At 49.3% G+C, this 13,294-nt stretch carries 15 protein-coding genes; 11 read left to right on the top strand and 4 right to left on the bottom strand.

Translation table 11 applies throughout. The features are described 5' to 3' along the window. Positions 1 to 130: 130 nt before the first annotated feature. On the top strand, positions 131 to 1,888 hold the full coding sequence (locus DYD62_RS20995; protein WP_115229862.1) for an ATP-binding protein: 1,758 nt from the start codon (positions 131 to 133) through the stop codon (positions 1,886 to 1,888). 68 nt (positions 1,889 to 1,956) lie between these two features. Here the strand turns inward: DYD62_RS20995 and DYD62_RS20990 are convergent, their stop codons facing one another. The 4 genes from DYD62_RS20990 to DYD62_RS24270 all read right to left on the bottom strand — a co-directional run bounded on the left by DYD62_RS20990 (position 1,957) and on the right by DYD62_RS24270 (position 5,315). After that, the gene (locus DYD62_RS20990) at positions 1,957 to 2,703 is read right to left on the bottom strand and encodes a hypothetical protein (RefSeq protein WP_132038658.1); all 747 of its coding nucleotides are present in this window, start codon (positions 2,701 to 2,703) and stop codon (positions 1,957 to 1,959) included. A 354-nt stretch (positions 2,704 to 3,057) separates the two neighbouring features. Beyond that, on the bottom strand, positions 3,058 to 4,749 hold the full coding sequence (locus tag DYD62_RS20985) for a DUF2813 domain-containing protein (protein WP_115229860.1): 1,692 nt from the start codon (positions 4,747 to 4,749) through the stop codon (positions 3,058 to 3,060). A gap of 50 nt (positions 4,750 to 4,799) precedes the next feature. Further along, positions 4,800 to 5,168 carry a DUF2306 domain-containing protein gene (locus DYD62_RS20980; RefSeq protein ID WP_115229859.1) on the bottom strand — a complete coding sequence of 123 codons (369 nt, stop codon included), beginning with the start codon at positions 5,166 to 5,168 and terminating at the stop codon, positions 4,800 to 4,802. A gap of 12 nt (positions 5,169 to 5,180) precedes the next feature. Beyond that, on the bottom strand, positions 5,181 to 5,315 hold the full coding sequence (locus DYD62_RS24270) for a hypothetical protein (RefSeq protein WP_267896137.1): 135 nt from the start codon (positions 5,313 to 5,315) through the stop codon (positions 5,181 to 5,183). A 228-nt stretch (positions 5,316 to 5,543) separates the two neighbouring features. Between DYD62_RS24270 and DYD62_RS20975 the strand changes: the two genes are divergently transcribed. From DYD62_RS20975 to DYD62_RS20930, 10 genes are all read left to right on the top strand, one after another. After that, the gene (locus tag DYD62_RS20975) at positions 5,544 to 6,830 is read left to right on the top strand and encodes an oligosaccharide flippase family protein (protein WP_165928665.1); all 1,287 of its coding nucleotides are present in this window, start codon (positions 5,544 to 5,546) and stop codon (positions 6,828 to 6,830) included. Positions 6,831 to 6,911: 81 nt separating this feature from the next. Then, positions 6,912 to 7,937 (top strand): glycosyltransferase family 2 protein, encoded by a 1,026-nt coding sequence (locus DYD62_RS20970; RefSeq protein WP_115229857.1) that lies wholly within the window; start codon positions 6,912 to 6,914, stop codon positions 7,935 to 7,937. Between the two features lie 93 nt (positions 7,938 to 8,030). Further along, positions 8,031 to 9,131 carry a glycosyltransferase gene (locus DYD62_RS20965; protein ID WP_115229856.1) on the top strand — a complete coding sequence of 367 codons (1,101 nt, stop codon included), beginning with the start codon at positions 8,031 to 8,033 and terminating at the stop codon, positions 9,129 to 9,131. Between the two features lie 47 nt (positions 9,132 to 9,178). After that, the gene (locus DYD62_RS20960) at positions 9,179 to 10,024 is read left to right on the top strand and encodes a 23S rRNA (adenine(2030)-N(6))-methyltransferase RlmJ (RefSeq protein WP_115229855.1); all 846 of its coding nucleotides are present in this window, start codon (positions 9,179 to 9,181) and stop codon (positions 10,022 to 10,024) included. Positions 10,025 to 10,092: 68 nt separating this feature from the next. Further along, positions 10,093 to 10,383 (top strand): TfoX/Sxy family protein, encoded by a 291-nt coding sequence (locus DYD62_RS20955; RefSeq protein ID WP_115229854.1) that lies wholly within the window; start codon positions 10,093 to 10,095, stop codon positions 10,381 to 10,383. 44 nt (positions 10,384 to 10,427) lie between these two features. After that, a complete protein-coding gene (locus DYD62_RS20950; RefSeq protein WP_115229853.1) occupies positions 10,428 to 10,994 on the top strand; it encodes a sigma-70 family RNA polymerase sigma factor in 567 nt (188 codons plus the stop codon). Positions 10,995 to 11,114: 120 nt separating this feature from the next. Continuing rightward, on the top strand, positions 11,115 to 11,291 hold the full coding sequence (locus tag DYD62_RS24265; RefSeq protein WP_115229852.1) for an anti-sigma factor family protein: 177 nt from the start codon (positions 11,115 to 11,117) through the stop codon (positions 11,289 to 11,291). A 135-nt stretch (positions 11,292 to 11,426) separates the two neighbouring features. Next, complete coding sequence (locus tag DYD62_RS20940) at positions 11,427 to 11,693, top strand: BufA1 family periplasmic bufferin-type metallophore (protein WP_115229851.1); 267 nt, start codon at positions 11,427 to 11,429, stop codon at positions 11,691 to 11,693. 10 nt (positions 11,694 to 11,703) lie between these two features. Next, entirely contained in the window at positions 11,704 to 12,540 is an 837-nt protein-coding gene (bufB, locus tag DYD62_RS20935; RefSeq protein ID WP_115229850.1) for an MNIO family bufferin maturase, read from the top strand. Beyond that, entirely contained in the window at positions 12,537 to 13,259 is a 723-nt protein-coding gene (locus tag DYD62_RS20930) for an HvfC/BufC N-terminal domain-containing protein (protein ID WP_115229849.1), read from the top strand. The genes bufB and DYD62_RS20930 overlap by 4 nt, the downstream gene beginning before the upstream one ends. Positions 13,260 to 13,294 lie beyond the last annotated feature (35 nt).

Genomic DNA, 13,294 nt, shown 5'->3' with positions numbered 1-13,294 from the left:
AGCAAACGCTTAAACCTTGTGTAATTTAATGCGTGTGTTAAATTAAGCATAAAATGATACAAATTGCATCGTTACCTGCCTGTAGCAGGTAAAACACGATGGCCCAAAAACGCTTTTAAAGCCTGCATCCATGCAAATTAACGACCCTGCCGTATTGCAACGAACCACAGCGCTTAGCTACCGCAATGCTCACAGCGGGCAAATTATCGGCATGATTGCGGCCTGCATCTTGTTTATTGCGCATCGGGACGACCACTCTCTTTTCATTTTATCGGGCTGGTTGCTACTTACCTGCAGCCTTGCGGTTTATCGCCTTACCATTTTTAAACAATATCAACAAACCCCTGCCGCTCACCATTTTACTTATTGGCGAAAAGTGCACTTGCTGGGCGTTGCTGCAACAGGCGTGATTTGGTGTTCTGGTGGCATTTATTTTATGCTGACCAGCAGCATCTTACTTAATATGTTTACCGCCTTTGTTTTCTCAGGCTTAGTTGTTGGCTCTCTGCCCATATTAGGGCCTATGATTCCTGCGATGCGTATTTATGCAGGCCTGATGATGCTGCCTATTATCATTAATGCCTGTGTACAACCTACGCAAATGGATTTAACCCTAGGCGGAATGAGTTTATTCTTTTTATTCACGCTCATGAAAAGCGCACGCTCCTATCACGATACGATTGTTGAAAGCCTTATTTTAGAATTAGATCAGACACGCCTTGCCGAAGACTTAGCCAAAGCCAGAAATGATGCTGAACTTGCCAACCGGGCAAAAAGCGAATTTATTGCCAATGTCAGCCACGAAATTCGCACCCCCATGAATGGCATTTTAGGTATGGCGCACTTATTAGAACAAAGCCCGCTGTCCCCCCTGCAAAAAGAAACTGTCGGCGTTATTTGTAATTCAGCCGATTTACTATTAGAACTGGTAAACGACGTACTCGACCTATCCAAAATGGAGGCTAATTGCCTCACCCTTCACAAAAAACCCATTGATTTATCTGTGCTGCTTAAAGAAACGCAGCAAATGTTCAAGCTGGCTGCCTGCAATAAAGGTTTAAAGCTAACTCTGGATTACCAAGGAGACCCCAATATTGTGATATTGGGTGATGGCTTGCGCCTGCGGCAGGTATTAGTCAATTTACTCGGCAATGCCATTAAATTTACCAACCACGGGCAAGTGGTTTTACATGTAAAAGTACAATTAAAACAATCTTATTACCATATTGATTTCACCGTTATTGACAGCGGAATCGGTATTTCAGCAGAGCGCTTACCCCATATATTTGAGGCCTTTGTGCAAGCCGATGGCTCTTCTACTCGCGAATACACAGGCACCGGGCTGGGCCTGACTATTGCACGCCGTTTAGTTAAAGCCATGGGCGGGGAATTAATTGCCCATAGTGAACAACGGATTGGATCTCAATTTAAATTTTCGCTGACTTTTCCTCAAGGTATTTTGCCGGAAGACAATATCCAAATTACAGATATCCAGACACCACCACGTAAATTGCGTGTATTGCTGGCCGAAGATAATCCAACCAACCGCTTGGTGGCAACACGCTTATTAGAAAATGATGGGCATACCGTATTCAGCGCGGCGAATGGCCAGTTAGCCTTAGACTTTCTTGCCAAAGAAAAAGTGGATCTGGTTTTAATGGATATGCAAATGCCGGAAATGGATGGTTTGGAAGCCACCCGCTTTATCCGCGCACAAGAACAAGCCAACCCGGCAGGCAAACGCCTCCCTATTATGGCCCTGACCGCGAATGCTTTGGAAGAAGACAAACAATTATGTATTAATGCAGGGATGGATTTATTTTTAACGAAACCATTGCGCCCTGCTTTATTAAAACAAGCACTGGCGGAGTTAATAGAAGCCATGTAAGCAGGCACAATTTATGCCCGCACGCTACCGCCTGCAACTGACTTCCCTGCATTGATTTTTTAAAACACTTATTTAGCGGCGGTTTGATCAGGGTATTGAATTTCAAAAAAAGTATCATCTGGATATTTGTCATTTTCTAAAGGAATTCTAAAATATATTTTTCCTTTATCTTCGCTCAACTCTACTTTCTCTCTCTTTCCCGCATATACCGCAATCAGTTCATTCGATTTGGGTGGCAATTCACGAACCAGATGAATCAAACTTGAATGGCATGGATCGATAGCTAATAGCGCAGTTCGGGCAATAAATGACAAGCTGTCTTTATTTATCGCCACCATTACTTCACACTGCAAACGCATATCGCCTAGTCGCCATGCATTCTCTGAAGAATTAGCACTTAAAATACGCGCAGTCCATAGATAACCTTTTTTCTGGTTTAATACCATTTCTGCTTTTTTATCCGCCAATGCCTGATCCCTTGGCAGGATAAACGTGCCATCCTCAGCAATGGGTACGGCAATTGAACTTCCTTCATCTTCGATTCGCAAAGCCAGCCCGGGAATAAGAGCCCTGCCTTTTTCTGGCCTGATAATAAATTTTAACGGCGCAGTAGGTGCATGATATTTAAATTTATCATAAGCATCCATTCCCTTAAGCATACTTGCATAGGGTTTCCAATCTGCGTCTTTTATCCCACTTGTCGTCACAGCATCCAGCTTAATGGCTTCCGTCTCGGAGGCCGTTTCTGAGGCATAAAGAGCCGAAGAAAATAATAGTGGCGATATAGCAATTATTCTTTTAAAAAATAGATTCATCGATACTTCCCATATAAAAGCCGCATAAAGGGCTGGCCACATAAAAAGCCATTATTTAAAAATGAGATTTGTTACAAATAATGAAGATATGTAGAGAATTAAATCAGGGAAACAATCATTCTCAGCAATCCTTGCTAAGTTATTACACGCACAAACACCGGTCAATATTTATTTGTCATTAATTTGTAAATCAATGTATAAAAATTGGGAAAAATCCAAATACAACTTTTTAAGACGATTGCCAATATATAAAGTAATTAGCTGCTTCGGCACATCCCAAATATTTTTTCTCCGCGTCCTCTGTCATCTTCCTGTTTCAAGATTTAAGTTTATTAAGCAAACCTCCGCTTAGCCTTACTCGCTATAACTCGCTAACTGCTGCAGGGTGTCAAACATCTGCTGTAATTCTTGTGGGATGGCTTCTGCGCCGGCAATTTCGGCGGCTTCGGCTATTTCTAGCGCCATGCCGGGTTTGGAGTGATAACGCAGCGCACGCTGGATAATTTCTTCATCAGGGCGAGGCGGTGCAGCGTCCATCGCAGCCTGATGCCAGTGATTGAGCGGGCCACGGGGTTTAGCGGCATTGCGATAAGTATCAGCAAAACCGTTGTCCCATAAATAATGTTCAATATCGCGGCTTGCCAGCGCCGTAATATGCAGCGCATCAGGCCGGTCACTGAGCAGGCTGCGGGCTTTGGCAATATAACGCTGGCCTGCCTCGTCGCCATCGGCAATCAAATGCCAAACTATCCCTAAGCGATCGGCAAATTTAATCAGCGGCGTTAAGCCTGCCTGGGCAAACTCAACGCAGCGTATGCCCTCCACAGGGAAATTCACGCCGTAAATCCGCGCCAGCTCGGGCATCAGCCAAAATTCGGTTTCCCCTTCAACCAGCAGCCAAACACGGGCAAACATGCTGCTGGCGCGATTGGCGCGAATATGAAACGCCACTTTACGCGCATCACTGGCCGATAAGGCCTGTTCTCCAACATGATAAACGTGTACATGCTGATGGCGGCGCACCAGACGGCGTAAGGCCTGATGCGGGAAACTCGCCAGCAAATCACCATGATTAGTAGTAATCAGTTTTTGCAACGGCAATTGCTCAATCAGCCCCCACATCATCGCCAGCTGTATCGGGTGTAAATGGGTTTCTGGGTCTTCCATTAACAAAATGGGATGCGCGCCCTGTTGCAAGGGCAGATCGCCACGGGCATTAATCAGCGCCCCCAGCAGCATTAAAAGCGCCACCCGCCGCTGGCTGGATCCGGCTCGACCTGCGATATCGAGCAGGCTGTCGTCATCACGTAAATTAAATGGCGTGCTGGCAATTTGCTTGGCAAGGCGCTGCAGGGGTACGGGTGCTTGCAGCAGCTCGGCGTGCTCTGACAAAAACTGCTCTACAGCATCCAAGCCTTGAGTCAGCTCCTGCGGGTGCAGCTGATGCGGTAGAGTAAGAATGCGCTCAAATACGGCACGCACAGCGGCGGATGCGGGCTGAGGCGGATCATCACTGCGGTTTTTTTGCGCGAGGCGTGGGTGCTCTAACCAATCAGTCAGCTGCATATCGCGAAAACGCAGCACGGGGTGATGGCGAATCAGTAACACCGCCAACTCATCGCTGGCCGAGTGCTGCCGCTCCGCGCCCTGCATATCAATAAAGCTGCGGTGGCTGCGCACCTCGCCATGACCATAACGCTCGGCCGAGAAACGCAAAGCCAGCCACTGCCGCCCCTCTTCATCCTGCCAGCTTAAATCCTGCAAAGCAGGGTCGGGCAAGGCTTCATCACTTGCACCACAGAAAAACAAGGTGATATTTAAACGCCGCGCAATCGTCGCCCGCGTATTGGCCACACGGTGAAAATCTTCATGGGTAAACAGCACATCCAGCGGCACCGCCTCGCTCAAGCAGCGGGTTAGTGCAGTAATCAAACTGGTCTTGCCCCAGTTGTTTTCGCCAAACAGCGCAGTGCGCTCGCGCTCTAGGCTTAAATCAATTTGGCTGATGCCCCGAAAATTGGTGATTTGTAAGCGCAATAGATGCATGGTGGCTTCCGATAGCAGGCTTGGTGAAAGCCTACACAAGATAAGCCGGACTAGCCAAATAAAAACACATGCAACAACCGGCCCGGCATGGCCACCGCTGCAAGGCCCGCCCCAATTGCACCGTAAAATGCCCCCACCGCAAAACCCTTGTGCTTTTTGATATTGCCTTGCCGTGCAAAATGAATTGATGCACAGACGCAAACCAGGACCCACAGCGAAAGTAAATGGATAGGGCCATAGCCCATAAACACATTCATGGCACTTTTAATCCAGAATGACGACACGGCCACCAGCAGCATGGCCAGCATCCATGACTTACCCAGCGCTTTATGCATGCTTGTGCCCTTGGGCCGCGCTATTTGCAGCGCTCCAACGATCAAGACCCAGAATGCGGCGAATAAATGAAGCATGACTGACATCTTTTCTCCTTATCAAACTACGCATTCATATCCAGCAAGCACAGACAGGCGCAATTCCTGATCTTTCAAACCGCGCAGACCAGAAAAAATTAAACCGCTTAAAACTGCCCACACCCAAACAGCTGCTGGTGTAAATAGTGCTTGCATATCGCAGCCCCAGCTAAACAAGTGATGCCTCAAGCATACTCAGCAAATAAATGGCCAATTCAAGCTTGCGATAAACTGCGCCAAACAGGAATAAGCCGTCATCAATCAAGATAAGATTTTTTGCTGTGCTGCTTTAAGCGTGCTGGTATTGCTTTTAATCAGCCCGCCGCCGCTTAGTGCTTGGCCGTGATGCGGTACAATCCCTGCTTCATTTTTGAAAGCCTTGCCATGTCCGCCTCAAGCAGTCACAAATCCGATGTTATTGCCCTGTATCTGGTGCAGGGGCTGAATTACTTTGTGTCCTTTTTTACCTTCCCTTTTTTAACCCTCAAGCTGGGTCTAGAAGGTTTTGGGGTGATGAACTACGCTTTTTCTGTGATTCAGTACGGCGTGCTGCTGACCGATTTTGGCTTTAATTTATCGGCCGTCCGGGATCTGGCCCAGCACCGAGACGACCCGCAGGCGGCGGCAAAGATTTTCTGGCGGGTGACACTAGCCAAAACCCTGCTCATGATCGCCTCCAGCCTGTTTCTGCTGATTTTCACCCTGCTGCTCGATCAGCCATGGCAAGCGCATAGCGACGTGTTTTTCTGGAGCCAGCTGTATTTACTCAGCTCGGTGCTGTTCCCCTATTGGTATTTCCAGGGAATGGAAAAACTTAAATCCTGCGCGGCGCTTTCCGTGTTTACCCGCGTGCTCATGCTGGGCTTTTTGCTTTACTGGGTAGAAGGGCCGGATGACATTGCAGTGGCGGTGATTTTGCAAGCAGCACCCCAAATTCTGGCGGGCATCATCTGGTGGTTAAGCGGCTGGGGAGCACCCAAACCGGCCTGGGTAAAAGTATCTCTCGCTGATTTGAAAGAGCCGCTCAAAACCAGCTGGCCATTTTTTCTATCAGCCATTTCTACCAGCCTCTACACCACCTCCACCACGGTTTTACTTGGCAAGTTTGCGCTGCCTTTACAGGTTGGGCTGTTTGCCGCGGCCAGCAAGCTGGTGTATATCGCCCAAGGCCTGCTTGGCCCGCTGATTCAGGCCAGTTACCCGCGCATCGCTCAGCTGGCCAAACACGATAAACCCGCAGCACTGCAACTCATTAGCAAGGCTTTAAAGATCCAGGGCGCAGTAGCCCTAGGCATGACGCTGGCGCTGATGTTGTTTCTGCCGCTATTTAGCCAGATCAGCGTGGCAATCTTTGGCGATCAGGCCAATATCAGCAAGGCTTTGCTATTACTTGCCCAGTCCCAATCCATCATGCTGTGGCTGGCCCCGGTGATTTTATTAGGCGCCGTGGCCATGGTGTTCGGCCAGCAAACGCTACTGGTCTTTGGTTTTGAGCGCTACTTCAGCCGTGTGCTGATCGCAGCGGGCTTATTGAATGTGGGCCTAATGTGCTGGTGGGTGCCAGGCTCAAGCGAGGCGGCGATAAGGGCCGCGCAAAGTGTGCTGACAGTAGAGTGCTTTATTATGCTGGCCTTCTGGTGGCGGGCAAGGCAGATACTAAAAGCAAGCTAGTACTGCCTTTATATTCAAAAATACTCCCTGCAGTGGCTTAAATCCAATGCAGATATAAACCCGCTAGAGATCTTAAATTTAATGAACACCGCTCCAATAGTCAGCTTTGTCTTGCCCTGCTATAACTCGGCAGCGTTTTTGCAAGCCACACTCGACTCCATTAGCCAGCAAAGCTTTAAACAGTTTGAATGCATTGCCATTGACGATGGCTCCTCTGATGCCACTTTGGCACTCTTGCAGCAACACGCGCAGCAAGACCCGCGCTTTATCGTTATTTCCAGAGCAAACCGCGGCCTGATTTCAACGCTGAACGAGGCGATTGCCGTGGCGCGCGGTGAATGGATTGCCCGCATAGATGCGGATGATATCTGCCACCCGCAGCGAATTGAAAAACAGCTCCAGCGCCTGCAAGCAACAGGAGCTGATGTCTGCGGCAGCTGGATCCGTTTTTTTGGCGATAAAACCGGTGAATGGATGACGCCCAGCAGCGATGGGGCCATCAAGGCCATGCTCTTGTTTAACTCCGCCTTTGCCCACCCCAGTGTGATTGCTAGGGCGGCGCTGCTCAAAGCCAACCCTTACCCGCCCCACGCCGTGCACGCCGAAGACTACGCGCTCTGGTGCACCCTGGCCGAAGTGGGCGCAACGTTTACCACCGTGCCGGAAGTGCTGCTGGATTACCGCTGCCACGCTGGGCAAATCACCCAAAGTAAAAAGGATGAGCTGCGTGCCACCGCACAAATCATCCGCAGCAAATACGCCCGCTTCGCCCTGCCCGCCGCCATGCAAAAACGTGCAGACCGCTTTGTAGAGCTGGCAGAGCCCGCCCGCCAGCTCAGCCGTGCCGAATTTGACTGGATGTGCGATTTTTATCTGCAACTTGCAGAGGCTTGGCCAGCAAGCCGCAGCCCACTGGGTGAAGTTTGGGTCGATACCCTACAACGCACCTCTGGGGTGAATCTATTTTTACTAGGCAAAGTACAGGCTCTAAGCCAAACTCTGCCGCCGCCAGCCAGCGAAATAAGCAAACTAAAGCGCCAAAAAATCCGCTGTTTAATTGGCGATAAGGCTTGGCAGTTAATTAAAAAACTAAGATTAGGCATCTAAGAGGCGCCTTGCCGCCCTCTCCCCTATCTCTCTCCCCAAATGGGAGAGGGGGATATGTAGCGACTTCGTCGCAATTTTTACTTTAAGGCCCTCATGAAAATAGTATTTTTTGTCCGTGATCTGGGCCTGGGTGGCGTGGAGCGTTGTGTGACCCTTGTGTCTGAAGGGCTGATTGCACACGGCTTTGAGGTCAGCATTGTGATGTTGGGGGGCAATCGCAATCTATGGGCGACGCGTACTGGCTCGACCAAAATCATCGATTTATCGGCCACCTGGCAGGGTAAAAAACCATGGACTTGGCTGGCTGGCTGGCGCGCGGCAAGGCAGCAGATTAAAGACGCCGATATCTTAATTGCCGCTACTTTTTTAATGCCGCTCTATATGGCCTATGCCGTCACGCGCGGTTTAAAAACGCGGGTGATGGGCTGGGTACACGGGCCACTGTTTGAGCTGGACCAATTCGCCACCATGAACCCGATTCACCGCAGGGCCTGCCAATATATCTACCGGCGCTTAAATGAATTGGTGTTTGTATCTGAGCACGCAAGGGATTCACTGGCGCGTTGGCTCAAACAGCCCATTGGCGATAACTGGCAAGTTTTGCCTAATTTTGTGGATGAAAAAGAGGCCAAAGTTTATCCAGAAAAACCGGCCAGCCACACCCTGCAACTGCTCTTCGTGGGCCGTATTGCCGTAGAAAAACAGCCCCATCTGTGGCTGGATACCTTAGAGTGCCTAAATAAAAAAGGCATCCCCACTAGGCTTACCATAGTGGGTGATGGCCCACTGGAAGACTGGCTTAAAAACAGCGCTAAAGCGAGGCAGCTGGATCAGCAAATCAGCTTTGCGGGCCACCAAAGTAATGTAGGCGATTACCTCGCTGCCGCCGATGTGCTACTGCTGACTTCCAGCTTTGAAGGCTGCCCCTTGGTGGTGCTAGAAGCCATGCCGCTGGGTGTGGTCGTGGCATCCACCAATGCAGGTGGCGTATATGAGCTGTTTGGCAAAAGGCGCAGCGAGTTTGTAGTTGAAACCGCAAGCGGGAAAGCACTGGCAGAACTCATCGCCACACAACACCGTCCTGAGCTGTCCATATGGCTGAAACAGCGGGCAAAACATTATTCATCTGGGCAGATCCTGCAACAATGGATAAACCTCTGCCTGGACAGCAAAAACCCCAAAAACGACCTGTAGGGTGGGTTTCACCCTCCCTTTTATGATTTGTTAATAAAGAGATTGTTATGCTTAGCTACCGCCACGCTTTTCACGCAGGCAACCATGCCGATGTGCTGAAGCACTATATCCAAACGCAAATTTTGTCTTACTTTAATCAGAAAGATAAATCCTACTGGTATATCGACACCCATTCCGGCGCGGGGGTTTACTCGCTAACCGAGGGTTATGCCACTAAAAACGCCGAGTTTGAAAGCGGCATCGCCCGCCTGTGGGAACGGGACGATTTGCCTGAATCCATCGCCGAATATGTGGATGTGGTGAAAGCGCTTAATCCAGATGGCAAGCTGAACCTGTACCCTGGCTCGCCCTATGTAGCCGATCAGCTGCTGCGCCCCACCGATCGCTTGCGCCTGTTTGAATTGCACAGCTCAGATAGCAAAATCCTGAAAGAGAATTTCGCCGAAGCAGGCCGCCGTGTGGCCGTGATTGCAGGCGATGGTTTTGCAGGGATTAAAGCCGTGCTACCCCCTCCACCCCGCCGTGGTGTAACGCTGATTGATCCGCCTTATGAAGATAAAAACGATTATGACTATGTGATCAACATGCTGCACGAAGCGCTGAGCCGCTTTGCCACCGGCACTTATGCAATCTGGTATCCGCAGCTACAACGAGCAGAATCAAAACAACTACCAGAAGAATTAAAAAAATTAGGCGTCAATAGCTGGCTGCATGTGGCGCTGAGCGTACAAAGCCCATCGGCAGACGGCTTTGGCATGCACGGCAGCGGTATGTTTATTTTGAACCCGCCTTGGACACTGGCTGCAACCCTTAGGGAAACCATGCCCTATCTGGTGAAAATCCTTGGTCAAGGCAAGGGTGCGAAGTATATTTTGGAAGAGAAAACAGCCTGAAGCAAAACGACCTGGCCCACGCGGACACCACGGTGATCACGCGTGGGCATCTAACAGCAGAGATGATCATGCAGCAAAAAATCAGCGACTTGGCTAATCTTGGCCCTCAGTCTCAGGCCATGCTGGAAGCCGCTGGCATCTGTTCGGTGCAAGCTATCTATGACTTGGGCTCAGTCCAAGTCTATCTGCAAGTTAAAAAAATAAATCCCAAGGCCAGCTTAAACTTACTCTACGCATTGGAGGGCGCTATTTCTGGCCTGCCTTGGCAAACGATAGCGAAAGAACATAAAACCAGCCTGCTGCTAGCATTAGAAAACTCGGAAAAGCAAATAGGAATCATTACTAACACAAAAGAATAAGAAGCAATATATAATCAAACCCACAAACCTGCAGAGCAATCTTTATGGCTATTCGCATTGAAGACTTGGAGCCACTCAGAGATTACCTCTACCGTTTTGCGCTCTTCCAATTGCAGCACAGCAGCAGTGCCGAAGATGCCGTACAGGAAACGCTGCTGGCCGCATTGGAAAAGCCCGATTCCTTTAATGGGCAATCGTCTTTAAAAACTTGGCTGACCAGCATTTTAAAATTCAAAATTATCGATACCCAGCGCCGCATCTACCGCGATCCACTGCTGCTGGCCGCTGTAGATGGTGAAGAAGACAACAGCGATTTTGATGTGCTGTTTAATAAAACCGGCCATTGGGGCTCAGATGCGCCAAGGCGCTGGGAAAAACCCGAAGCCAGTTTGGAAGACAAACAATTTTGGGCTGCCTATACACGCTGTAGTCAACTGATGCCAAAGCGCACCGCCATGGTGTTTGCAATGCGTGAAGAATTAGGACTAGAGATAGAGCATATTTGTCAGCAATTAGAGATTACCGCGACTAATTGCTCAGCCATGCTGTATCGCGCCCGCATGAGCTTGCGGCTCTGCCTAGATAAAAACTGGTTTGGAAACACGCCATGATGAGTGAGCATATAGCCGCTATTTTATGGCCAGCACTACCTAAGCTGCTCATACTCAGCCTGAATGATTACGCACGCATAAGTATGAAAATTTACTTAAAAAACGGGGTTGGAACGCGCCATGATGAACTGCCGCCAGGCATCCATTTTATTATCCGCCCAACAGGATGGCCCACTGACGCTCAACCAGCGCTATCGCTTACGGCTACACCTTTTGTTATGTAACAACTGTCGAAATTTTAATCGTCAACTACACTTTATGCGGGAAGCGGCACGTGCACCTTCTCACTGGGAATAGCCATCAGCCTGTCATTTTTTTGTTTACTTGGCTGAGGCTAAAAATATTTTGTCAGATTTCAAACGCTGCCCCGACTCAGTAAGCAGGTGAAAAACACCGCGAACGAGTTTTCCTATCTCACAAGGAGCAATACCCATGAAAACGTCCCTGATGCTGTCTTCCGCCTTGGCTGCCGTAATCGGCTGTGCCGCTATGAGTGCAAATGCTTCGCCTAGCGCCGAAGAAATGAAAAAAATGGAAAAATGCTATGGCGTAGCCAAAGCAGGCCAAAACGACTGTGCTGCCAATGGACATGCTTGTGCAGGCCAGGGTACTAAAGACATGGATAAAGCCGAGTGGAAAGCCGTCAAAAAAGGCACATGTGAAAAAATGCAAGGCTCCCTAATGGCCCCTAAGGCCTAAGGATAGCATCATGACAACACTTCCCATCCATGCCGGCCTTGGGCTTCGGTCTCCACATCTGGCCAAAGTGCTTGCCACGCGGCCCAATGTGGCATGGTGGGAAGTGCATAGTGAAAACTACTTTGGCGGCGGAGCAGCGCCTGCCGCCTTAGAAAAAATCCGCCGTGATTATCCCGTTAGCCTGCACGGCGTAGGCTTAGGCCTTGGCAATGCCGAGCCGCCCGAAGCGCGACATTTAACACAGCTGGCAGAATTAGCCGAGCGAATCCAGCCCGCCGCCATTTCAGAGCATCTGGCATGGAACCGCTATGGCGACGTCTGGTTTAACGATCTTTTGCCCGTGCCGCGTTATGCCGGTGCGATTGATCACCTTTGCGCCCATATCGATCTGGTACAAAGCCGCTTAAAACGCATTATTTTGCTGGAAAACGTATCCAGTTATATTGCCTTTAGCGATGAAATGCTCAGCGAGGCCGAGCTACTGGCCGAATTAGTGGCCCGCACCGGCTGCGGCCTCTTGCTTGATGTAAACAATATGCATGTCAATCAGCTTAATCATGGCATTGACGCAAGAGCTGAGCTGGCAAGACTGCCATTGCACCGCGTAGCCGAAATCCATGTAGCAGGCTTTGAGTATTGCGATGGCCTCGTGATCGACACCCACGGCGCGCCCGTTTGTGAAGCGGTTTGGAAGCTGCTGGAAGACGCCCTCAGGCTTACCGGCCCCAAACCTGTGCTGCTGGAACGGGATACTAATCTGCCGCCGCTCTCTGGCCTACTGGATGAATACGGCAAACTAAAAGCGCAAATTGCTCACCATCCGCACAGCATGGGGGCAATCGCATGAATTACCTTGCTGCATTAAAAGACTTCAGCCAGATATATAAAAACACAGATTATCAGCCGCAATCAGTATTGGCCCGCAGCCTGCCTTTTTTAGAAGTGTATCGCAATAATACATGGGCCAATCGCAGCAATAATCTTGCGAATACCTACCCTACGGTAGTGGAGTTAGTCGGAACAGAATTCTTTAGCGCCATGGCAAGGGTGTTTGTAGAAAACAGTGAATCGCATGCAGGTAATTTGCATCTGGATGGTGAAAGCTTCCCAGAATTTTTAAGCGTTTTTCCACATGTCAGCGATCTGCCCTATTTAAGCGATGTAGCCAAGCTAGATTGGGCTATTCATCAGGCGCATTACAGTGAGGATGGTAATTTCATCGCAATTGAAACGCTCGCCTTATATACGCCAGAGCAATTTGGCCAATTACACCTTATTCTGCATCCTGCAGTCGCCATTGTTAGATCGGCAGAATGGCCTATTTACCAAATTTTAATGATGCACCACGGTGAAAAACCTGCCGATTTAAATGCAGGTGGCGAGCAGGTATGGGTATGGCGTGATCAGTGGCAATTAATCACGGCCAGCGATACGCTATTTTTAGAATGCCTGCTAAAAAAACAGAATATAGAAAATGCCATGCTTGCCACCAAAGATGATGAATACGATGCCGGGCCAGTTTTAATTCAGCTATTCAGCCGTGGTTTGGTGTGCCAGATTTATTAATTTATGAATCTACCTGTGTCTGTATATCCATTCCA

It is taken from the genome of Iodobacter fluviatilis (genome assembly GCF_900451195.1).
GTDB classification, from domain to species: Bacteria; Pseudomonadota; Gammaproteobacteria; order Burkholderiales; family Chitinibacteraceae; genus Iodobacter; species Iodobacter fluviatilis.
The sequence above is the reverse complement of the archived record's forward strand: the minus strand, read 5'-3'. Positions and strand labels throughout refer to the sequence as shown.